Annotated in this window: 20 protein-coding genes; 15 read left to right on the top strand and 5 right to left on the bottom strand. The window is 68.7% G+C overall.

All coding sequences use genetic code 11. The annotated features are described in order from the left end of the window. The first annotated feature begins 1 nt into the window (after window position 1). The 13 genes from G4D83_RS23505 to G4D83_RS23445 all read left to right on the top strand — a co-directional run bounded on the left by G4D83_RS23505 (window position 2) and on the right by G4D83_RS23445 (window position 11,715). Window positions 2-886 carry a hypothetical protein gene (locus G4D83_RS23505; protein ID WP_163867040.1) on the top strand — a complete coding sequence of 295 codons (885 nt, stop codon included), beginning with the start codon at window positions 2-4 and terminating at the stop codon, window positions 884-886. Continuing rightward, entirely contained in the window at window positions 883-1,437 is a 555-nt protein-coding gene (locus G4D83_RS23500) for a hypothetical protein (RefSeq protein WP_163867039.1), read from the top strand. Before G4D83_RS23505 ends, G4D83_RS23500 begins: the two co-directional genes overlap by 4 nt. After that, window positions 1,434-2,066, top strand: coding sequence for a phage baseplate assembly protein V (locus tag G4D83_RS23495; protein ID WP_163867038.1), 633 nt, complete (start codon window positions 1,434-1,436; stop codon window positions 2,064-2,066). Before G4D83_RS23500 ends, G4D83_RS23495 begins: the two co-directional genes overlap by 4 nt. A gap of 2 nt (window positions 2,067-2,068) precedes the next feature. Continuing rightward, a complete protein-coding gene (locus G4D83_RS23490) occupies window positions 2,069-2,719 on the top strand; it encodes a hypothetical protein (RefSeq protein ID WP_141640594.1) in 651 nt (216 codons plus the stop codon). Further along, a complete protein-coding gene (locus G4D83_RS23485; RefSeq protein WP_163867037.1) occupies window positions 2,719-3,129 on the top strand; it encodes a GPW/gp25 family protein in 411 nt (136 codons plus the stop codon). Before G4D83_RS23490 ends, G4D83_RS23485 begins: the two co-directional genes overlap by 1 nt. 48 nt (window positions 3,130-3,177) lie before the next feature. After that, a complete protein-coding gene (locus tag G4D83_RS23480) occupies window positions 3,178-3,663 on the top strand; it encodes a hypothetical protein (RefSeq protein ID WP_163867036.1) in 486 nt (161 codons plus the stop codon). Next, window positions 3,645-5,225 carry a baseplate J/gp47 family protein gene (locus G4D83_RS23475; protein ID WP_240356517.1) on the top strand — a complete coding sequence of 527 codons (1,581 nt, stop codon included), beginning with the start codon at window positions 3,645-3,647 and terminating at the stop codon, window positions 5,223-5,225. The genes G4D83_RS23480 and G4D83_RS23475 overlap by 19 nt, the downstream gene beginning before the upstream one ends. Further along, on the top strand, window positions 5,222-6,616 hold the full coding sequence (locus G4D83_RS23470) for a hypothetical protein (protein WP_163867035.1): 1,395 nt from the start codon (window positions 5,222-5,224) through the stop codon (window positions 6,614-6,616). The genes G4D83_RS23475 and G4D83_RS23470 overlap by 4 nt, the downstream gene beginning before the upstream one ends. Beyond that, window positions 6,613-8,370: a tail fiber domain-containing protein gene (locus tag G4D83_RS23465; protein ID WP_163867034.1), complete on the top strand. Its 1,758-nt coding sequence runs from the start codon at window positions 6,613-6,615 to the stop codon at window positions 8,368-8,370. The genes G4D83_RS23470 and G4D83_RS23465 overlap by 4 nt, the downstream gene beginning before the upstream one ends. After that, window positions 8,367-8,579 carry a hypothetical protein gene (locus G4D83_RS23460; RefSeq protein ID WP_163867033.1) on the top strand — a complete coding sequence of 71 codons (213 nt, stop codon included), beginning with the start codon at window positions 8,367-8,369 and terminating at the stop codon, window positions 8,577-8,579. The genes G4D83_RS23465 and G4D83_RS23460 overlap by 4 nt, the downstream gene beginning before the upstream one ends. Window positions 8,580-8,606: 27 nt before the next feature. Continuing rightward, window positions 8,607-10,313: a hypothetical protein gene (locus G4D83_RS23455; RefSeq protein ID WP_163867032.1), complete on the top strand. Its 1,707-nt coding sequence runs from the start codon at window positions 8,607-8,609 to the stop codon at window positions 10,311-10,313. A 15-nt stretch (window positions 10,314-10,328) separates the two neighbouring features. Beyond that, window positions 10,329-11,096, top strand: a complete 768-nt coding sequence (locus G4D83_RS23450) for a hypothetical protein (protein WP_163867031.1) — start codon at window positions 10,329-10,331, stop codon at window positions 11,094-11,096. Window positions 11,097-11,196: 100 nt separating this feature from the next. Continuing rightward, window positions 11,197-11,715 carry an SMI1/KNR4 family protein gene (locus G4D83_RS23445; protein ID WP_163867030.1) on the top strand — a complete coding sequence of 173 codons (519 nt, stop codon included), beginning with the start codon at window positions 11,197-11,199 and terminating at the stop codon, window positions 11,713-11,715. 100 nt (window positions 11,716-11,815) lie between these two features. Here G4D83_RS23445 and G4D83_RS23440 read toward each other — a convergent pair whose 3' ends face one another. The 3 genes from G4D83_RS23440 to G4D83_RS23430 form a co-directional block, all read right to left on the bottom strand. Continuing rightward, window positions 11,816-13,036, bottom strand: a complete 1,221-nt coding sequence (locus G4D83_RS23440; RefSeq protein ID WP_163867029.1) for a hypothetical protein — start codon at window positions 13,034-13,036, stop codon at window positions 11,816-11,818. A 372-nt stretch (window positions 13,037-13,408) separates the two neighbouring features. Continuing rightward, complete coding sequence (locus G4D83_RS23435; RefSeq protein ID WP_163867028.1) at window positions 13,409-13,861, bottom strand: GNAT family N-acetyltransferase; 453 nt, start codon at window positions 13,859-13,861, stop codon at window positions 13,409-13,411. Window positions 13,862-13,928: 67 nt separating this feature from the next. Next, window positions 13,929-14,414 (bottom strand): outer membrane protein assembly factor BamB family protein, encoded by a 486-nt coding sequence (locus G4D83_RS23430; protein ID WP_163867027.1) that lies wholly within the window; start codon window positions 14,412-14,414, stop codon window positions 13,929-13,931. Window positions 14,415-14,590: 176 nt separating this feature from the next. Between G4D83_RS23430 and G4D83_RS23425 the strand changes: the two genes are divergently transcribed. Beyond that, window positions 14,591-15,106, top strand: a complete 516-nt coding sequence (locus G4D83_RS23425; protein ID WP_163867026.1) for a hypothetical protein — start codon at window positions 14,591-14,593, stop codon at window positions 15,104-15,106. A gap of 135 nt (window positions 15,107-15,241) precedes the next feature. Here G4D83_RS23425 and G4D83_RS23420 read toward each other — a convergent pair whose 3' ends face one another. After that, window positions 15,242-15,577 (bottom strand): hypothetical protein, encoded by a 336-nt coding sequence (locus G4D83_RS23420; protein ID WP_163867025.1) that lies wholly within the window; start codon window positions 15,575-15,577, stop codon window positions 15,242-15,244. A gap of 366 nt (window positions 15,578-15,943) precedes the next feature. Between G4D83_RS23420 and G4D83_RS23415 the strand changes: the two genes are divergently transcribed. Further along, on the top strand, window positions 15,944-17,134 hold the full coding sequence (locus G4D83_RS23415) for a hypothetical protein (protein ID WP_163867024.1): 1,191 nt from the start codon (window positions 15,944-15,946) through the stop codon (window positions 17,132-17,134). 57 nt (window positions 17,135-17,191) lie between these two features. Here the strand turns inward: G4D83_RS23415 and G4D83_RS23410 are convergent, their stop codons facing one another. After that, window positions 17,192-18,547: an MFS transporter gene (locus tag G4D83_RS23410; protein WP_275902390.1), complete on the bottom strand. Its 1,356-nt coding sequence runs from the start codon at window positions 18,545-18,547 to the stop codon at window positions 17,192-17,194. Window positions 18,548-18,739 lie beyond the last annotated feature (192 nt).

Below are 18,739 nucleotides of genomic sequence, written 5' to 3'. Positions count from 1 at the left end.
CATGCCCGTCCGTATCGGAAAAATCGAGCTCATCGGGCTCACGCAGATCTACACCGAGGACGCGCGCAACCTCGTGCAGCAGCGCGTGCCCGGTCAATCCGGCAGCGTCTTCCAGGACCTGGGCCGCGAGCCCGTCACCGTCGTCATGGAAGGCCTGCTGCTCGGCGACGACCCGCAGGCCGCATTGGAGGAGCTGCGACAGGCGCAGATGAAGGCGACGCCGATGTCGTTCGCCTCGGACGCCATCGCCGGCGCGGACCTCACCGACGTGCTCATCGCGGACTTCCAGGTCCGTCAGCTCGCCGGCCACCAGAACCGCTTCAGCTTCTTCCTGCGCGTCAAGGAGTACGTCGAGCCCCCCGCCACCCAGGACGCGGGCGTCGGCGCGGTGGACAACGCCGTGGCGGGCGACGCGCAGTCCTGGGCCAAGGGCTCCACGGACGCCGCGGGAGTGCTCCAGAACCCCGAGTCGCTGATGGACGCCGTCGGTGAGAATCCGGACCTGCTCAGCCACCTTTCACCAGACGAGCTGGGCTCGGTGGTCAACGGCACCAAGGGCTCGCTGTCGGGGAAGAGCTTCGGGAGCCTGATGGGAGCGCTCGGCAAGGTGAACCCCGGCGCCATCATCGGCTTCGTGCAGTCGCTCAGTCAGGCCGGCAGCCTGGGCGAGTTCATCGAGAAGCTCGCCACCGAGGGCATCAACATCCTGGAGCAGATGACGGGCCTGGACCTGGGCGCCGCGCTCGACATCGTCAAGGGCATCGCCGGCGCCGGGGACTTCCTCGCGAAGCTCCAGGCCGTGGGCAAGGAAGCCGGCGCCCTGGGCTCGGCCATCGGCAGTTTCGATCCGCTCGGGCCCTTCAAGGATTTGGAGAACCTCCCGTGAGCACGACCGCCGACATCGTCGACAGCATCACCCGACTCGTCATCGCCGTGGACAACCTGCTCAAGACGGACACGGTGAACGCCATCGTCAGCCTGGTGCGCAGGTTCGGCATCGGCGCCCCCGTGAAGGTGGGCGTCGACGCGCTGGGCAGCGCGCTGGAGCTCATCATCGGGTGGATCGCCAAGCTGGAGCAGGTCGCGGCCATCCCCGACCTGCTGGAGCAACTGGACCCCGCGCTGGAGGGCCTGAAGGCCATCGGCGACAAGTCCGAGGCGGAGATGCGCGACATGGGCATGGAGGCGCTCGCCCCGCTCGCTGGCGCGGCCCACGCGGCGCACCTGGTCCTCGAGAAGCTGCGCGCCGGCGCCGTCGTCATCCTCCAGGGCTACCTGCCCAAGCAGTCCCTCGCGTCCCTTCGCGAGTCCGTCGTCGCCGTCAAGGCGACGCTCAAGGCGCTCGGTGAGGCGCTGCTCGCCGCGCCGCCGGCCACGCCGTCCACCCCGTCGCTGGGTGCTGGGACGATGCCGCTGCTCGCGGGAGGCACGACGTGAGCGACCTGGTCACCATCATCCGTTCCATCATCCGGGACGAGCTGGCCTCGCTGCGCCTGGGCGACCTGGGCGTGGTGACGAGCGCCTTCCCTCACGCGGACGGCGACGCGAACAACCACGAGTGCCACGTGAAGCTGCGCGAGAGCGGCCTGGAGCTGCGCCGCGTCCCCATCGCCACGCCGCACATCGGCATGGTGAGCGCGCCGCACGCCGGGGACCTCGTCGTCATCACCTACCTGAACGGCGACCCCAACCGCCCGGTCATCACCGGACGCCTCTACTCGGACAAGCTCAACCCGCCCATCCACGAGGCGGACGAGTGGCGCGTCGTCTCGCCTCCGAATGGCAAGACGTCCATCGCCATCGACCAGGAGCAGTCGGTGGTCATCACCGCCGGTGAGACGGTGGTGACGGTGAAGCAGGACGACGTCATCACCATCAAGGGCAAGACGGACCTGACGCTGGAGGTGGAAGGCAACGTGCAGCTCAAGTGCACGGACTGCACGGTGGACGCGTCCGGGAAGATCGACCTGGGCAAGGGAGGCAGTGGCGTCATCACCGAGATGAGCCACAAGTGCTACTTCACCGGCGCTCCGCTTAAGGGCTCCAAGGACGTGAAGGCCAAGTAACCATGCCTGCACCGAGCGGAAGCGAAATAGGCGCCCTGGCGAAGAGCGCGATGCAGTCCGCGAGCCTCCGGGGAGAGAACGCCCCGGACCTGGCCACCGCGCTCGGTGACGCCTGCGGTCAGGCCTTCACGCTCTTCGCCTCCATGGCCATGGTGACGCCGGGTATCCCCGCCGCAGCGCCGCCGCCGCCGGGCGCGGGCAGCACCGCCGGGCCCGGAATGATGCTGCCTCCGCCCGCCGGTGGCCCCGGGGCGTCGCAGATAGAGCCCATCGCCAAGGGCCTGCTCGCGTCGAACAAGATCAACGGCGAGCAGCGGGACGCGCTGGCGAAGGCGATCGCGCAGACAGTGGAGCAGGCCCTCATCCTCTTCACCGTGCAGGTGATGGTGGCGCCGGGAATCGCCATCGCCGGCTTCGTGACGTCGTCGCCCGGCAGCCTCATGGGCGCCGCGCCCGCCAAGCCGATGCTCCAGCCGATTGCATTGGGCTTCCTCATGGCCGGCGGCATCCGGGGCGAGAACGCGCCGGACCTCGCGGGCGCCATGGCAGAGACGTTGTCCAACGCGCTCACGCAGATGATGACGCGCCTCAAGGTGTCCCCGGGCATTCCCAGCTCGCCCGGGGCGACGGCGGGCCCGGGGAGGTTGCTCTGATGGCGGACGAGCTCAAGACGGACCTGCGCCTGAAGTTCAGCGAATCGGGCGGCGTGGACCTGGACTGGTCCACCGACACCGGCGCGACGACGGTGAGCGGCAAGGACAACCTCATCCAGGCCCTGACGATGCGGCTCATCGTCTACCGGGGACACCTGGAGCAGTTGGGGCACCAGCGCTACGGCAGCCGCGTGGCGGACCTCATCGGCGAGCCGATGGACCGCGCCAATCTGGAGCTGCTGCGCCGGTACGTGCGGCAGGCCATCAAGGAAGACCCTCGCGTGGACGAGGTGACGCAGTTGAGCGTCACGGCCCGGCCGGATGTGCCGGGCGCGGTGGATGTGCGGGCCCGCATCAAGGCCATCACCGGTGAAGCGGTGGAGCTGGGACTGGCGCTCGACCTGGGTTGAGCGCGGCGGCGTGGGCAACGGGTACGGACACGACTTCGGGAGAGCGTGATGAACGGCAAGGAAAAGCAGGGCATGAACGGAGTGCTGACCCTCGAGCTGCTCAACCTGGATGGCTCGCTGATGGAGCGCCGTCGGGTCCCCAACCTCATCACCACCGCGGGCAAGCGGTTGGTGGCCGAGCTGCTGATGGGCCGGGTCAATGGGCTGCCCGTCAACTGGTCCATCGTCGTGGGCACGGGCACCGCGGCGCCGTCCACGGATGACATCGCGCTGAAGGGCCCGGCGGCCGAGGCCGTGGACCCGGCGCCCAAGGTGGAGGTCATCGACCAGGGCGACAACCCCAGCCTGGTGCGCGCCCTCGTGACCGCCACCCTGCCCGCCCTCACCGATGCCACGGTGCAGCCGCTCACCGAGGCCGGCATCCAGGTCACCCTGGGGGAGAACACCAAGATCCTCTTCAACCGGGTCCGCTTCGAGGAGGTCAATCGCGGCTCCAACATGGTCATGAAGATGACGTGGGAGATCTCCTTTTGAGCCTCATCCCTCCCGAGACAACCACCTTCAGCGCCATCGTCGAACGGCTGCTGGAGAACATGGGGCCGGGAACGGACCCCAACGCCGGTGGCATGGCGCGAACCCTGGCCGAAGCCTATGCACGGGAGATGGCGACCTTCTACGCCATGATGGAGCTGGCCCACCGCTCCGGCTACCTCGACACGGCGGAAGGCGCCGCGCTGGACAACGTCGTCGCCGTGCTGGGCCTGAAGCGCGCACGCGCTGGACGCCTCACCGGAGAGGTGGAGCTCAGCCGCGCCGCGCCCGCGCCAGAGGACATCGGCATCCCCGCGGGGCGGCAGTTGACGGGCCTCGCGGCGGACGGCAAGCCCCTGCCCCTCTTCGAGACGCTCGAGGACGCCACCCTGAGCAAGGGCGACACGCGGGTCCTCATCCCCGTGCAGGAGATCCAGGACGACTCGGGCGCCGCGGTCGAGTCGCCTCCCGTCATCAATCCCTTCCGGCTGACGCTGATGCCCAGGCCCATCCTGGGAATCGAGGCCGTCACCAACCCGGCGCCCCTGCGGCGCGGCTCGGACGATGAGACGGACGAGAACCTCCGCGCGCGCGCGCGCACGGCGCTGCGGGACGGCGAGAAGGGCACGCTGGAGTCCATCGCCGCCGCCGTGCGCCAGCAGGGCGTGCAGCAGGTCACGGTGAGGGAGCCCGCGGACGCGCCTCCGGGCGTGGTCGATGTCCTCGTCGGCGACACCGACTTCGAATCGGACGTCGAGGGCGTGCTCCGCGTCAAGGCCGCCATCCAGGAGACGAAGGCCGCCGGCATCCACGTCCGCATCCAGTACGCGAAGACCATCTTCTTCCAGTTGGACTTCCAGGTGGAGCCCACCAATCCGGAGATGGACGAGGCGACGTTCGACCGGCTCCGCCGCGAGCTCCAGCAGACGCTCGCGCTCTACATGCGGGAGCTGGCCGTGGGCGCTTCGGTGAGCCGTCGCAAGCTGGAGGCCCTCCTCTTCGGCAACCCCGCGGTGCGCCGGGTGAGCGAGCTGCTGGCGGCCACGTTTGTCTGGGGCACGGACTCCGAGACCTCCCTCCAGAAGGTCCTCGTGCTCGAGCCAGGGGGCCGCGAGTACGGCGCCAACCGCGACTGGAAGATGGAGCCCCTGGAGGCCGCGCGCATCGACCTGGACCTGAAGCCGCCGCGCATCACCCGCCTGCGCGCGCCGACGTGGCGGCTGAGCCTGGTCGTCTCGCTGTCCAATGGCGAGGCTCGCACGCCGGAGCAGGTGCGCGAGGCCCTGCGAGGCGCGCTGGAGGTGTATGCGGCGCGGCTCTCCGAGGACGCACAGCTGGGCCGCGAGGCGAAGCTCACCTTCGACTCCTTGCAGCAGAGCCTGAAGACCCAGGCGCGCATCGAGGCGCTGCTGGGCTGCGACGTCACCCTGGACACCGGCCTCACCGTGTCCCTGGTCGTGGCGCAGACGCCCGTCAACACCTTGCCCGCGCAGGTGACGCAGATCGCGGTGCGGGCCGGCGTCCAGCTGATGTTCGGCGGGGCGGAGCTGGTGGGTGTCGGATGAGCGCGGACCAACGCAGCCGTCGCATGGTGGGCTACCTCCCACCCGTTCTCCAGTCGGGAACGAAGATCAACCTCTTCTTCTCCACGCTCGCCCGTGAGCTGGAGCAGATGGAGGGAGGCCTGACGCGGCTGATGCGTTCGCGCTGGCATGCGCTCGCGCGGGGCTTCCCCGTCGAGGACTCACTGGAGGACAAGGAGGGCTCGGAGCTGGCGCGGCTCGCCGCGCTCTACGGCCTGGCGCCTCGACCGGGAGAGTCCTCCGACTATCTCCGTCAGCGGGTCGCCACGGTGGTGGAGTTGCACCGCACCGGCATGGCCTCCGCGCCCGCACTGCTGAGGCTCGTGTCGCTGGTCTACATGGCGCGGCAGCCTCCGGAGATCTTCTGGGAGAAAGACCTGGCGGTCGGCCTCTTCTCCGTGCCGCGCATGGACGGCACCTGGCGGACCATCCGCGTCGAGCTGGAGGACAACCCGTCGACGCCCTCGAGCGCGAGCTTCCGCAACGTGAGCGGCGGCCAGCGGGTGCTCGCCACCAACGGAGGGCTGAAGGTCGCATCGCCGGCCATCTCCCTCAAGGCGACGGAGCGGGAGATCGCCGTGCCCATCCTCCGCCACGAGCAGGCGGGGCTCGATCTCATCTTCCTGGGCAAGGTTCCCCTCGGCTCCACGCTGCTCCTGCGGCATGAGCGACCGGCTTTCATCGACGGAAGCCCCGTGGCGAATCCCGTCATCCGGGCCCACCCCACCCGCTTCTCCAGCCTGGAGGACCCGGGCGTCTTGACGCGCTTCGACACCCGCGACGCCCGCTTCTCCGTGTTCGAGAACAACCAGCGCGTCCCGGACCTGGTGCTGGGCGAGAACCACTGGCGCTACGACACGCTGGACCAGAACCAGGTCGCCTCCTATCTGACCAGCTGGTCCGCCGAGGAGCGCGCGGCCGCCGTGGCCCAGGCCCTTCCGCAACGAAACACGCCGCGCTCGGACCTGCGCCTCGACTGGACGGAGATAACGCCCGCGACCTGCACGCTGCGCATCCCCATCGACCATGTCCCGCCGCACCTTCAGGTGCCCAACGAGGACCAGGTGGTGCCCGGGCTGCCCGGACTGGTGAAGGAGCTCTCCGCGGCGCTGGAGTACGGCCGCTGCGCCGGAGTGCGCACGCGCATCGAGTTCACGCTCCCCCTGCCGCCCGAGACGCTCGTCGCGAGCGAGGGCACCCTCCGGATGGAGGTCGACATGTCCCTGGCCGAGAAGCTGGAGCCGAAGGACGCGCTCACCTCGTTCGGTTCCACCATCGAGTTGCACGAACAGTTCCCCGAACCCCAGGAGAAGCTCGCCTGGGACGGCGTCTTCTCCGCGACCCGCTTCGATACCTCGAGGTTCCAGTCATGAGTGATCCCTTCTACCCCGCGAAGTCCGGTGACCCCATCCTGGCGGACACCTGGAACAACATGCAGATCAAGACGCGCGACGAGATTCGCGCGCACACCCACAAGGGCTCCGACGACGGCCGGCAACTGGATGGCGACAGCATCTCCGCCACCGCCTGGCTGAAGGTGAGCCGGGTGGACGCGGCCGTCTCCCTGTCAGTGGCTGGCGTGGACCTGGCCAGCAAGCTGACCGCCCTGGACACCCAGAAGCTGGCCCTCGCGGGTGGCAACCTCACGGGCGCGCTGTCGGTGACGGCCAACGTGGGCATCGGAGCGGCGGCGGGGACCAAGCGACTGCTCGTCGTGGCGCCGGGAGGTGGCAACAACGCGGCGCTGGAGTTGAGGAACAGTGGCGATGCCGCGGGCTGGGGCATTGGCGCCGTCATCCGGACCACCGGCGGCACGGAGGGCGCGGGGCTGGTGCTCAGGAGCCGCGCCAAGAGCTGGCAGCTCCGCGGTGAGCAGGGCGCCGCCTCCACCGGTCTGCAAATCACCGAGGACGGAGGCGACGTGGACACGGGCTCGGGCCTGGGCACGCCGCGCATCCACATCAAGGCCGGCGGCAACGTGGGCCTCAACACGACGGACCCCCAGGGCGCGCTGGACATCCGCCTCTCCGGGGCCGCCGCCGGGTTCGACCGCTTCGTGGTGAACACGACGAATGACTGGGGCGCCGGGGGGCCGCATGTGACCATCGGCGCCGGCGGCGGCTCGGGCCTGATGGTCAACAACCCCCACGTCGTCTGGCACAAGACGGAGAACCGCGCGTCCATCCGCTACGGCCTGAGCGGCGGCGTCGCCACGGGCCTGTTCTGGGACGTGGGCGCCCGGGTGGGCAACGCGTTCTCCTTCATCGTGAACGGCACCCAGACGATGTGGATGGGCGCGGACGGCAGCGTCGGCATCGGCACCACGACCGCGACGCCGGGGGTCCGCCTGGACGTCCAGGGCGGCAGCCTGCGCGTCAGCGGCGCCATCATGCCCTCCATCGGCAACGCCAATGGCAATGGCATCCAGTTCCCCGAGGACGCGTGGGGCGGCACGGGAGACGCGGCCTTCATCCGCTACTACCGCGTGCCCAACCCGCTGCCGGGTGAGGAGGAGAACGGCCGGCTGGTCATCGCCTGCACGAACGAGCCGGGCGACTCCATCATCTTCAATCAATCCGGCGCGGACCGGATGACGATGGTCAATGGCTTCATCGGCATCGGGACGCCCCGCCCGTCCACGCCGTTGCACATCCTCCAGCAGGCCTCCAACTCGGGCCTGCGCATCCAGGAGAACGGCTCCGGACGCTTCATGGACATCTGCTACGAGGGCCAGGGCAACTTCCACCTGTTCCACAGCAACGGCCTTGGCCAGTGGATGCAGCAGGACGGCATCTGGCGCGGCCCGTCCGACGCGTCGCTGAAGGACAACATCACGTCGCTCCAGGACGTGCTCCCGCGCGTGCTGGCGCTGCGGCCGGTGAGCTTCAACTGGAAGAACACCGGGGACCTCAACCTGGGCCTGGTGGCGCAGGAGGTGGAGACCGTGTTCCCCGAGCTGGTCAGCGAGCTGAAGCTGGAGTCCGCGGGCGGCAAGGTCATCAAGGGCCTGGCCCACCAGGCCTTCAGCGTGCTCGCCATCGCGGCCCTCAAGGAACTCAAGCAGCAGTACGACGAACGGTTGGCGGCGCTCGAGCAGCGTCTCCAGAACCAGGAGCTGAAGTCATGATGGATGCGATTGAGAAGCGCCTCGCGGACCTCCGGGCCGAGCACGAAGCCGGACAGAAGATGATGGCGGAGCTGGAGGCGAAGCGCTCGCACCTGGTGCAGACGATGCTTCGAATCGAGGGCGCCATGCAGGTGCTCCAGGAGCTGCTGCCCGCGAAGAACGAGGGCGCCGCCGCCACGGTGACGGACATCAAGGAAGCGGCTCGCTGATTCCTCGCACGACGTCAGGACTTCCCCATGAGTGATACGCGCGTCGGTGCCACGCTGACCTATACCGGGACGGCCACGCCTCCCACGGCCGCACAGGTTCCGGTGGACACCGCCGGCCTCGTCGTCGGCCTGGACGTGCCGGCGGGCGTGGCGCTGGTGCGCGCGGCACTCACCGTCCGCGCGCCGTCGGATGACGTGACGGTGAACCTGGCGCCCACCGCCACGCTGGCCACCAGTAGCGGCCAGACGGTCCTGGACCCCGGGCAGTCCATCACCTGGCTCAGCCTGGACTGGGGGGCGCGGCGTCCCCTGTCCTCGGTGGACGTGCGGCTGCCGGCGACGCCCACGCAGACGGAGAAGAAGGGGCGCTTGAGCGTCGCGGAGGGTGGCGCCTGGTATCCCCCGACGCCGTCCGACACGGTGGCCGTGAACGCGGTGGCGCCGCTGCCCGGCATCCTCGCCAGTCGCCTGTTGGTGGAGTTCGTGGAGGCGAGCAGCGCGCCGCCTCCGGTGGGCACGCCGAAGACGCTGGCGGCGACCCAGGTGGCGAGCATCGCCCTGCGCGCGCCCGCGCGGCCTCCCGACCTCACCGCGACGGTGGGCGTGGGCGCGGGCGCGTTGTTCTTCCACCATGCGCTGCCCATGCTGCCCCGGCAGGAGCTGGTGCTGGAAGATGCGTTGAGCGACGCGCTCCAGCGCGCGTGGCCGGTGGAGCTCAAGTCCGGCGCGGTGGCGGTGGCGCTGCGCTCGTCGGGGCTGGGCATGTTCGACCGCGTCCAGCTCGTCCTGGACACGCTGGAGGTCATCCAGCGCTGGAGCGACGGCGCGGAGAGCCAGGCGCTGGCGGTGGACACGGACAGCCTGGTGTCCGCGCACGTCACCGTGCCCAGGGACCGCGCGCTCTCCGAGGTGCGCTTCCACGTCCGGCATCAACTGCGCGACGAGGACCTTCCCCTCGCGCCGCGGCCACCTTCGCTGCCGCCGCTGTCGCACCACTGCGGCTCCGGGTACTCCGCCGCGCAGGCCTTCCGCGCGACGCGCCCCACGGGCCCGCTCGCGGCCCTGGACCTTCACTTGCGGCCGCTGACCCGGCGCGTGGTGGGCACCCTCTCCTTCCATGCCGACGTGCATGACCGCCCCCATGACGCGCCCCTGGCTGGCGCCTCCATTCCCCTGTTGCTGGAGCAGGAGGGTGCCGCGCCGTGGGCCTCGCGCTGGGTCACCTTCACGCCTGGCAAGCCGCTCGCGCTCGGGACGGGCCCGTGGTGGGTCGTCCTCACGGTGGACGAAGGGGATGTGCTCTGGAGCCTCACGGACCATGCGGAGACCGCGCCCGCGCCGGGCACGCTGACGCCCGGCACCGCGCTGCATCGCACCGAGGCGATGGGGCCCTGGCTGCCTCGGGAGAATGGCCTCCCAGGAGCCGAAGAGGACGCGGAGCCGCTCTGGGGCTGCGCGCGTCCGCACCTGCGTCCCCTCACCACCGTGCCTCCGCCGCCGCCTCGCCTGCAACTGCGCTGGGGCACGAAGGTGCTGGAGGTGACAGCGGGCAGTGACGGCACCGTCGCGCTGGATGCCAAGGCCCTGGCCTCCCTCACGCCGCCTGGAGGCAGCACGGGAAGCCCACCGCCGCTGGAGGTCCTGGTCCAGTCGCGCGTGGCCGGCGACATCACCCTCTCCGGGCTCCAGGTGGTCATCCCCCGGCGGGACACCTATGCGCTCTTCCCGAGATAGCGAGACCCCTACCCCATGCTGCTCGCCATCGAGTCCTACTTCCACGATGCCCTGCGCCCCGCCGTCCCCGAGACGGTGGAGGTCTCAACGGGACCGTCCCGAGGGCCCGCCGCCGACGCGGAGGCGCTCGTCGAGGTCTATGCCTCTCGACTGAAGCTGGCGGTGCCCGAAGGCGATGACCTGGCGGCGCAGCGGCAGCCGTCCTACTTCGCACAGGTCCACCGCTGGGCTGGCAACGGGACGACGAAGGACTTCACGCTCCCCGCGAATGCGCGCGGACAGGTGGTCGAGGTGGAGTCACCTCCTGGGCACCCGCTGCGCCGGGGAGATGACTACGCGGTCGATGCGAGCACACTGCGTCTCTATCGCGCTCCAGCAGTGGCCAACGAGGCCGTGGTCGCCTTCCTGCGCGGAGACCGCGCCGAGGGGTTCCTGGAGCGACGTCGGTGCGAGCTGTCGCTCTCCATCCGCGCCTGGGTGAAGGCTCCGGGCAACGCCGCGCCGCTGCTCTCGCGCGCGCTGGCCGCGGCCCTGGCCGCCTCCGCGGACATGGGGAACCTGGAGGATGAGGACACGTATCCCGAGGAGTCGGGCGTGAGGATGCGCTTGCTTCAGCCCGTGGCGAGCCTCCTGGACATCCAGCGCGCCATGGAGCCCGCGGGCGAGACGCTCTTCAGCCGCGCCCAGGCGAACTTCATCGTCCGGGGCGAACTGGAGCAGCTCATCTCCCTGGGGACGCCGGAGCTGGAAGGCATCATCCTCGAGGTGCGGCGGGAGACGTAGAGGTCGAAGCTGGACGCGCGCGCTGCTCCGGAAGATGTGGACTCTGGACAACCACACTGCCTATGCCACCGAGCGGAACTGGATCCGAAAGGCACTTTCCGTGAGCAAGGACGACGTCCGAAAGCTGGTGGAGAACCTCATCGCGGCAAAGCGTGAATACAGCCTGCTCGTGGAAGACGAGGAGGAGCAACACGTCGGAGACCCGGCGAGCGCCAGGCAACTCGCCGCACTGGAGAAGAGGCTCGGCAGGCCGCTCCCTCCGAGCTACCGCGCGTTCCTCGAGCTCCATGATGGATGGGCCGATTTCGACGGCGACGGAGCCATCCTCTCCATCGAGGACCAGTCGAAGTCCTGGGTGAAGAAGCGTGTCGCGAGCCTCGGGGGACATTTCGAGGAAGAAGGAGACAGCGACCCATTCAAGGCAGGCGCCTTGCCCGTGATGATTGGGAAGACCATCCGCAACTACCTCGTCCTGGACCCATCGAAGACTCGCCGGACGGGAGAGATGGACTTCGTCCTGTTCGACCTGGCCAGGGAAGAGGAGCGGTTCAAGGACTTCACGAGCTATCTGAAGTGGGACCTCAAGCTCACGAAGCAGCTCATCAAAGAGGAGAAGTAAGGAACCGACGACGAGGGCTGAGCCGCCATGAGTCTCCGCCTACGAGCGAAGCTCACGCGGCCCGCCCTCGTCTCCTGCTCTCCACGCGTCTCCTCGCAGGTCAGGCTCGGAGCCGCAGGATTCGCCGCGTCGCCACGCACACCACGCGCCCCTCGAGCGCATGCAGCCCATGCCGCCGGCAGAGTTCGTCATAGGCGGAGGGGCGCTCGCTTTCGAGCGTGAAGAGGGCTCGCGGTAGCGGCACCTCCGCGAGCTCCGCGGAAGGCGTCAGGTCGAGGACTCCGAGCGTCTTCACGACGAGCTCCTCGACGCCATCCAGGCCTTCAACAGGGGGGCGCGAGAGCACGTAGGACAGCGCGCCCACCGTCTGGGTGGGCGACACGGGACGGAGGTTGTCCGCCGCGAGCAGCTCCTCCCAGACGACTTCATGCAAGTCCCTGGCGGCGGCGGCCAGCGTCATGGCCACCACGAGGCCCCCACTCACGACGATGCCATTCGCCTGGCCCAGGTCGTACCGGTGGTGGTCCAGGTGGATGGGGTGCGTCACCAGGAACTGGGTCGACAGCGCGAGATTGGCGGTGACGCCCATGGGGCGCGCGAAGCCGTGAAGGAGCAGCTCTCCCTCCAGGCAGGGACGCTCGGTTCCCGCTCCCGGTGGCACATCACTCACCCGCCGGAGGAGCTCCGCTCGGAAGGCCTGGGCCTTCTCCTGTTCCTCCAGGTCGCGCTGGTGGGCCGCCGGGGAGGCGGAGAAGGACTCGGGCTGGCGGCGATAGAGCTCCCGCTTGTCGACGGTGAAGACCGGCACGCCATCGCCCACGCGGATGAGCTGACGATGGGTCGTCACCACCGCGCGTTTCCCATCGCCCGTGTTGCGGACCTCGCGGACCTGGATGTCCTGCCGGTAGGTGTCACCCACGCGCAGCGGCGCGAGCTGGCGCGCGTTGCGGAACCCGAGATGGTAGATGGCGCCGTGGGTGGCCGACATGCGGACGGCGAGGTAGAGGCCCATCATGAACGGCACGGGCATCGTATTGGCAGAGGTGAGTCCGAGCCGGGCCGCGAAGGGGGCACTCGTCACGATGCGGTCGTGTGAGTAGAAGCACTGGACCCAGAGGTCGCGCATCCCCGACGTCGCCGTCATTTCGTAGGGATTGGGGAGCCGGTCGTCCACGCGGGTGGAGCTGTCGAGCGCGTGCGAGACGTGACGGCCGACGACGACCTGGCTCGCATCCGTGGACGGAAGCGTCGCGAGCGCGAGCAACCGGTGCGCCGCCTTCAGGTGAGGCGGGCCGATGAGCTGTCCATCCACGATGGCCATTCCCTCGTTCGGGGACGACGGGCCGGCCCGAGAAGACTCCGCCCTTCAAGGCTTCCATGAGACCGGCCCGAGCGGCGGCCTTGGCGGCCAGCGGCACGGCATCCTGCAGGTCGATGATGAAACAGTCCGCTGGCAACGAGGCCGCGCGCGAGAAAGCGAACTGGGGAATGAACAGCAGACTGCGCCAGGCCGATGGAGCCCGCGGGGTCGGAGATGCTTCCCCAATCCAATAGACATCCACACCACAGCCATTGAATCACCCTCTCCAATGACTCGGATCAGGCTTGAAACACCGGGTCAATTACGATTGATTGAGGATGTATCAATATTTGAATCCAAGAAATCAGAGCAGCCCATGCGCAGCCACACTCACTACGTCGAACCAAGTCTCAGGAGGACTTCGGCGACTCCATCCGGATGATCCTGGGTCTCGTCGACGACGGTCTGGAAGCCACACTTCTCGAGGACGCGGATCGACGCGACGTTGTGGAGCGCGACCCACGCGTGAAGCGGCCGTGCGGGCTCGACCCCAAGAAACTCAGAGAGGGCCCGGGTGGCGAGTCCTTTGCCCCAGTGCTCGCGACCGATCCAATAGCCGACGAGGCGTTTGCCATCCTGCTCCCAACTGCCGATGTTCCCGACGACCACGCCGCCCACGACGATGGCGCGGGAGAGATTTCCAGGGCGGAGAACGTTGGTGCGCCAGTGGGTCATGAACGCATCGCGCTCCCGCGATGAAAACGCGGCCATGCGCAGCGCTTCCGGGTCGCGCTGGTGTTCGAAGAAGATCGGGAGGTCTTCATCTGTGACAGTGCGGAGGATCATTCCGAAAAGGCTCAGTTCTGTGCGCGCTGCGCGGGAGGTCGCGAGGCGATTTGGCGGATGGCTTCTATCATGTCAACGGCCGTCCCCGCCCGCCATGGACACCCATCTGCAGTTGGAGCGAGTAGACGCCCCCGTCTCCATGTTCGCTGCTTCGCGTCCATTGGGGCTCGCCGGTATCCGCCGCGAACGCCACGAGGACCTCATGGTAGGAGACGATGACCTGTCCCGCATCGACCAGTACCACCGCGCTCGTGAAGTCCGGCGCATGGGCCGCCGCCACGCGCTGAGTCCAAAGCGGGCGCCCGCTCTCATGGTCGAGCGCGTGGACATCGACGAAGACGCGCTTCTTCAATACGCCTTCGGAGCCGGCCGCGAACACGAACACCCGCCCATCATGCACCTCCACGTGTGTCGGGCGCGGCCGAACACCTGGGACTGACTTGCCAGGGACGGAGAAGGTCCACGCGGTGCCGCCGCTCGCGCGGTCATAGGCGACGACCAGTCCATTGAACGCAGTGACGAGCAGCGCGCTGGGATGAGGCAGTGAGTTCATCCCACCACCCGTTACCACAAGGTGAATCCTCGGAGCCTCGTGCCGATCGCCGAGGTCCCCACACGGATTCGAGCGCATCGGTCAACCGTCGCATCAGCGGAAAGGTGGGCGAAACTCCTCCATCCCACCTCCGATAAACCCTTTGTACGCAGCAATTGCATTCACGGAGAGACACCATGGGCCGAATCAACGGACCGAAGACGGGCGCTGTTGTCATGGAGTCGTTGGACCGGACGATGAACGCGGTCGCGCTCGAGGCCAATGCCGCCAAGAGCGTGGGCAACAAGAACACGGCGCCCGCGCCGGTGAAGACGCCGCAGCAGGTGCTGGAGAAGGTCGGCAGCCTGTCTGGCACGGCGGGCAATATCGTCAGCGTGGCGGACACCTTCGAGAGCGGTGGCCGCGCGGTGGCGAAGCTGGCGGGCGGCGTGGTTCCCACTTCGATGCCCAGCACGTTCGTCGGCAAGACGCTGGGCCGGTTCGTGCCCGGGCTGAACATCGCCAGCGCGGTGGCCTCCGCCTCCAACGCGCACGGCGTCTTCAGCAACCCGGCATCCACGCCGGCGCAGAAGACCCGCGCCGCCATCGACGCCTCCTCGGCGTTCGTCGCGGCCCTGCCCGTGCCCTTCGTCGCCCAGGGCGCCGCGGTGGTCAACACGGTCAACAGCCTGCTCACGCCGGCGTCGAAGTAGACATGGGACACGGGCTCCCCTTACGGGGAACTCCAGGCCTCACGGACCATCGCAGCACTTGTGTGTGATTGGATTGCGATGAGAACTGACGACGGTGGGGCCGAGTGCCCTGAAAGCGCTCGGCCCCGCTGCCCGTCAGGGGCAGTAGGTGCAGTAGAAGAAATCAGAGTGCGAGGCGTACGGCCCATCCCCTCCCGGGCCAAAACACTCCGTGACGCAGTTGTCGTCCGTATAGCAGGAGGCCACCCACCCCTCCTCGCTGTAGGGGAGCGAGTTGTAATAGGAGCTGTACCGGGGGCGGTAGAGCTGCACACAGGCCTGGGCTGACACGTCGCCAGCGGTGCCCTCCGTGGGCGCTCCTTCGGAGACGACCGGAGGCGCGGACTCGTCCGAGGGCAACTGGGGCTCAGCGCCACACGCCATCAGGAAGCCCGCGGCCAGCACGGCGAAACCACTCAGGGTGGTCTTCATGGTGTCACTCCTTCCACAAGGGGAGCCTGAATGAGAGCACATTCCCTCTCGGACCTTGGTGTGGGAATGCGCCCTCCCCCTTCGACCCGTGGCGTCACGCCCGTCCGGGCATCCATGTCCCTGTGAATTTCCCGTGCGCATGGTGCACCTTGGGGCTCGAAAGAATTGATGCGACCTCACCAGACACGCTCCGTTCAATCCTCGAACGGGCGGACTTACTTGCCGTTTGAAGGTCATCTCGCGCCCTTCCGACACCGGTCGAAATTGAGTTGCACCAGTTTCACATTTGCAAGTATCTCCCAGGCCCCCGGGAGTTCCCGGCTGGCGGCACGCGTGAGTGCCTGACTGACAACCATTGGAGAGAACATGGCGTCCCGTCTCGGCGATGCTTCTGTGAAGGGTTTGCGTTGGGGTGTGGTGGTGCTCGCGGGACTGGTGGGCTGTGGGCCCACCACCCCGAAGGAGCCCGCGGCGAATCAGGAGGAGGTGGGCTCCATCGAGGAGCAGGCCAAATCCCTGACGCCGCCCCCAGGCTGTACCGAAATCACGCTGGGAGACCTGAGCAACGGCATGGAGCTGACGCCGGTGATGTACTCGCAGCAGCCGACGTACCGGGGCACGTTCCACAACCCGGCCGCCCCCACCGCCGAGAACCTGGCGTACCTCCGGCTGGACGTGAACACTGCGCCCGGGCTGTATGACTTGTCCGTGGGTGGAGGCAACACCTTCACGTGTGATCGCTGCGTGATGGCCTACCAGGACTCCGGTGCGCCGACGGAGAAGTACCTCGTCGCCGACTCCGGGACGATGCTCCTGGCGCTGAAGGTGTCTCCGGACCAGACGATTGGAGCGCTGGCGAACGTGACGCTCCGCGAGTCCGTGGACGCCCCGCCGCTCAACGCGCCCTACTGGGGCAGCGCCGTGGTTCCGGGCGGCGAGTGCAAGTGGATCCGCTTCGCGACGTGGAACACCGTGCGCCCCGGAGGCTGTGATCCGCGCGAGGGCTCGCTGACGGCGAACCTGCCGGACACCACCTGCGTGCCCGACAACTACGCCGCCAGCGACGGCACACTGGAGCGCGCGCTGGGCACCAAGACGCAGGGCCAGGCGTGCACCACCACCCCCGCGGCGAGCGAGTACGAGCTCGCCTCGACGGACTGCGAGCAGGGCTTCACCTGCACGGACCTGCTCTCCGACGATGCCCAGTGCCTGAAGACGTGTGACTTCATGGCGGCCAACCCGGGCTGCCCCTCGGGCACCCTCTGCGGCGTCTACGGTCTGTGCATCGAGCAGTCCGTGCTCCAGCCGCTCGGCTTCGACTTCGACTCCGCCCAGATTGGCGAACAGTGCAGCGTGGGCTACGCCGAGTTCTGCGGCACCGAGGGCGCGCGCGGCGCGTGCCTGGACCTGTCCCGCACGGGCAAGGGCACCTGCTACGCATACGAGCGCGCTCGCAGCAACTGCGGCCCGGGCGAGGAGCTGGGCTACATGAGCTACGGCCGCGCCGGTGGCGGCTTCGACCGCACCTACGGCTTCTGCTACCCCGACGGCCTGTAACAAACGTGAGTCGGGGCGTTCGCTGCCCGGGGTCCCTCCAGCCCGGGCAGCTGCGTTTCAACGCGCCGCGCGTCCACCGATGCGCGAACCCGCGTCCTCCGGCAACCGGCTGAACAGCGGCCCCGCCAACGAAGACACCACGCCCACGGCGAGGAACGGCAACAGGAAGCGGTCCGGGGTCAGCGGCGCATCCCCACTGCCTCGCGCCAGGTGCAGCATGAGCGCGCCCAGGCTGATGCCCACGCTCAGCGCCATCTGCTGCGTCACCACCGCCACCGTGGAGGCCTGGCTCATCTTTTCCCGGGGGATGTCCGCATAGGCCACGGCGTTGATGGCGGTGAACTGCAGCGAGCGCACGAAGCCGCTGATCATCAGCGTGGCGACGATGAGCGGAATGGGCGTGGAGTTGCGGAAGAGCGCTGGCAGCGCCGTCAGCACCGCCGCCGCCAGGTTGGAGCCCACCAGCGTCGTCCGGAAGCCCAGCCGCCTGATGACCCAGGGCGCCACGGGCTTGCAGGACATGGCCCCCAGCCCCGTGCCAATCGTGACCAGGCCCGCCTCGAACGGCCCCCACCCCAGGCCCACCTGGAGCAGGAGGGGCAGGAGGAACGGCGTCGCGCCCAACCCCATCCGCACCAGCCCGCCCCCCGCCGTGCTGGCCCTGAACGTCGACAGCGTCAAGAGCCGCACGTCCAACACCGGCTTCTTCATCCGCAGCGCGTGCGACACGTAGAGCGCAATCGCCCCCACGGCCACCAGCGCCATGCCCATCTGGATGTGGACGGGCACCAGCCCCACGCCCAGCGTCTCCGCCGCGCCAATCGTCAGGGTGATGGCCACCGCGGCGATGGCATACCCCCGCCAGTCGAACGGGCCCGGGTGCGGCTGGGGCAGCTCCGGCACGAAGCGCGACACCGCGAGCATGCCCAACAGGCCCACCGGCACGTTGATGAAGAAGATCCACGGCCAGTCCGCCACGCCGAGGATGAGGCCCGCCAGCGGTGGACCGATGAGCGGCCCCACCAGCGCCGGCATCGTGAACCAGCTCAGCGCCGACACCAGCTGATCCCTGGGCGCCGAGCCCACCACGATGAGCCGCCCCACCGGCGTCATCAGCGCGCCCCCCAGGCCCTGGAGTGTGCGGAAGATGACGAGCTGGGGCAGCGTCCGGGAGAAGCCGCACAGCACCGAGGCGATGAGGAACACCCCCATCGCGAGCATGAAGACGCGGCGGGGACCGAAGCGGTCGGCAATCCAGCCACTCGCGGGCGCGAGCACCGCCAGCGCCAGGATGTAGGACGTCAGCGCGAGCTTGAGGTGGATGGGGTCCGTGCCGAAGGCCACGGACAGCGTCGGCAGCGCGGTGGACAGCGCGGTGGAGTCGACGAACTCCATGAACAGCGCGCTCGCCACGGCGATGGACGCGAGCCGGGAGCCTCTGTTGGCGGACGCGGGCGGCGAGCCAGGTGGAGAGGAGCCAGGGGAGTCGGACACCCCTCTTCTATGCACATGTGGCCCCGCGCCTGTCACGCTCGACGACACTCCGTCCGGGGGCCCCCCTGCTCCCGAAGGAGCCAGGGAGGCGGGCATCGGGCCCTGGCTCGC

This window comes from Myxococcus eversor (assembly GCF_010894455.1).
Lineage (GTDB): Bacteria > Myxococcota > Myxococcia > Myxococcales > Myxococcaceae > Myxococcus > Myxococcus eversor.
Note: the sequence above shows the minus strand (reverse complement) of the source record. Positions and strands in the feature narration are given on the sequence as shown.

Excerpts from the sequence above, each read along its gene's own strand:
- G4D83_RS23505 (WP_163867040.1), top strand. The coding sequence starts at position 2 with ATGCCCGTCCGTATCGGAAAAATCGAGCTCATCGGGCTCACGCAGATC.
- G4D83_RS23490 (WP_141640594.1), top strand. The coding sequence starts at position 2,069 with ATGCCTGCACCGAGCGGAAGCGAAATAGGCGCCCTGGCGAAGAGCGCG.
- G4D83_RS23485 (WP_163867037.1), top strand. The coding sequence starts at position 2,719 with ATGGCGGACGAGCTCAAGACGGACCTGCGCCTGAAGTTCAGCGAATCG.
- G4D83_RS23480 (WP_163867036.1), top strand. The coding sequence starts at position 3,178 with ATGAACGGCAAGGAAAAGCAGGGCATGAACGGAGTGCTGACCCTCGAG.
- G4D83_RS23470 (WP_163867035.1), top strand. The coding sequence starts at position 5,222 with ATGAGCGCGGACCAACGCAGCCGTCGCATGGTGGGCTACCTCCCACCC.
- G4D83_RS23465 (WP_163867034.1), top strand. The coding sequence starts at position 6,613 with ATGAGTGATCCCTTCTACCCCGCGAAGTCCGGTGACCCCATCCTGGCG.
- G4D83_RS23460 (WP_163867033.1), top strand. The coding sequence starts at position 8,367 with ATGATGGATGCGATTGAGAAGCGCCTCGCGGACCTCCGGGCCGAGCAC.
- G4D83_RS23455 (WP_163867032.1), top strand. The coding sequence starts at position 8,607 with ATGAGTGATACGCGCGTCGGTGCCACGCTGACCTATACCGGGACGGCC.
- G4D83_RS23450 (WP_163867031.1), top strand. The coding sequence starts at position 10,329 with ATGCTGCTCGCCATCGAGTCCTACTTCCACGATGCCCTGCGCCCCGCC.
- G4D83_RS23440 (WP_163867029.1), bottom strand. The coding sequence starts at position 13,036 with ATGGCCATCGTGGATGGACAGCTCATCGGCCCGCCTCACCTGAAGGCG.
- G4D83_RS23435 (WP_163867028.1), bottom strand. The coding sequence starts at position 13,861 with ATGATCCTCCGCACTGTCACAGATGAAGACCTCCCGATCTTCTTCGAA.
- G4D83_RS23430 (WP_163867027.1), bottom strand. The coding sequence starts at position 14,414 with ATGAACTCACTGCCTCATCCCAGCGCGCTGCTCGTCACTGCGTTCAAT.
- G4D83_RS23425 (WP_163867026.1), top strand. The coding sequence starts at position 14,591 with ATGGGCCGAATCAACGGACCGAAGACGGGCGCTGTTGTCATGGAGTCG.
- G4D83_RS23420 (WP_163867025.1), bottom strand. The coding sequence starts at position 15,577 with ATGAAGACCACCCTGAGTGGTTTCGCCGTGCTGGCCGCGGGCTTCCTG.
- G4D83_RS23415 (WP_163867024.1), top strand. The coding sequence starts at position 15,944 with ATGGCGTCCCGTCTCGGCGATGCTTCTGTGAAGGGTTTGCGTTGGGGT.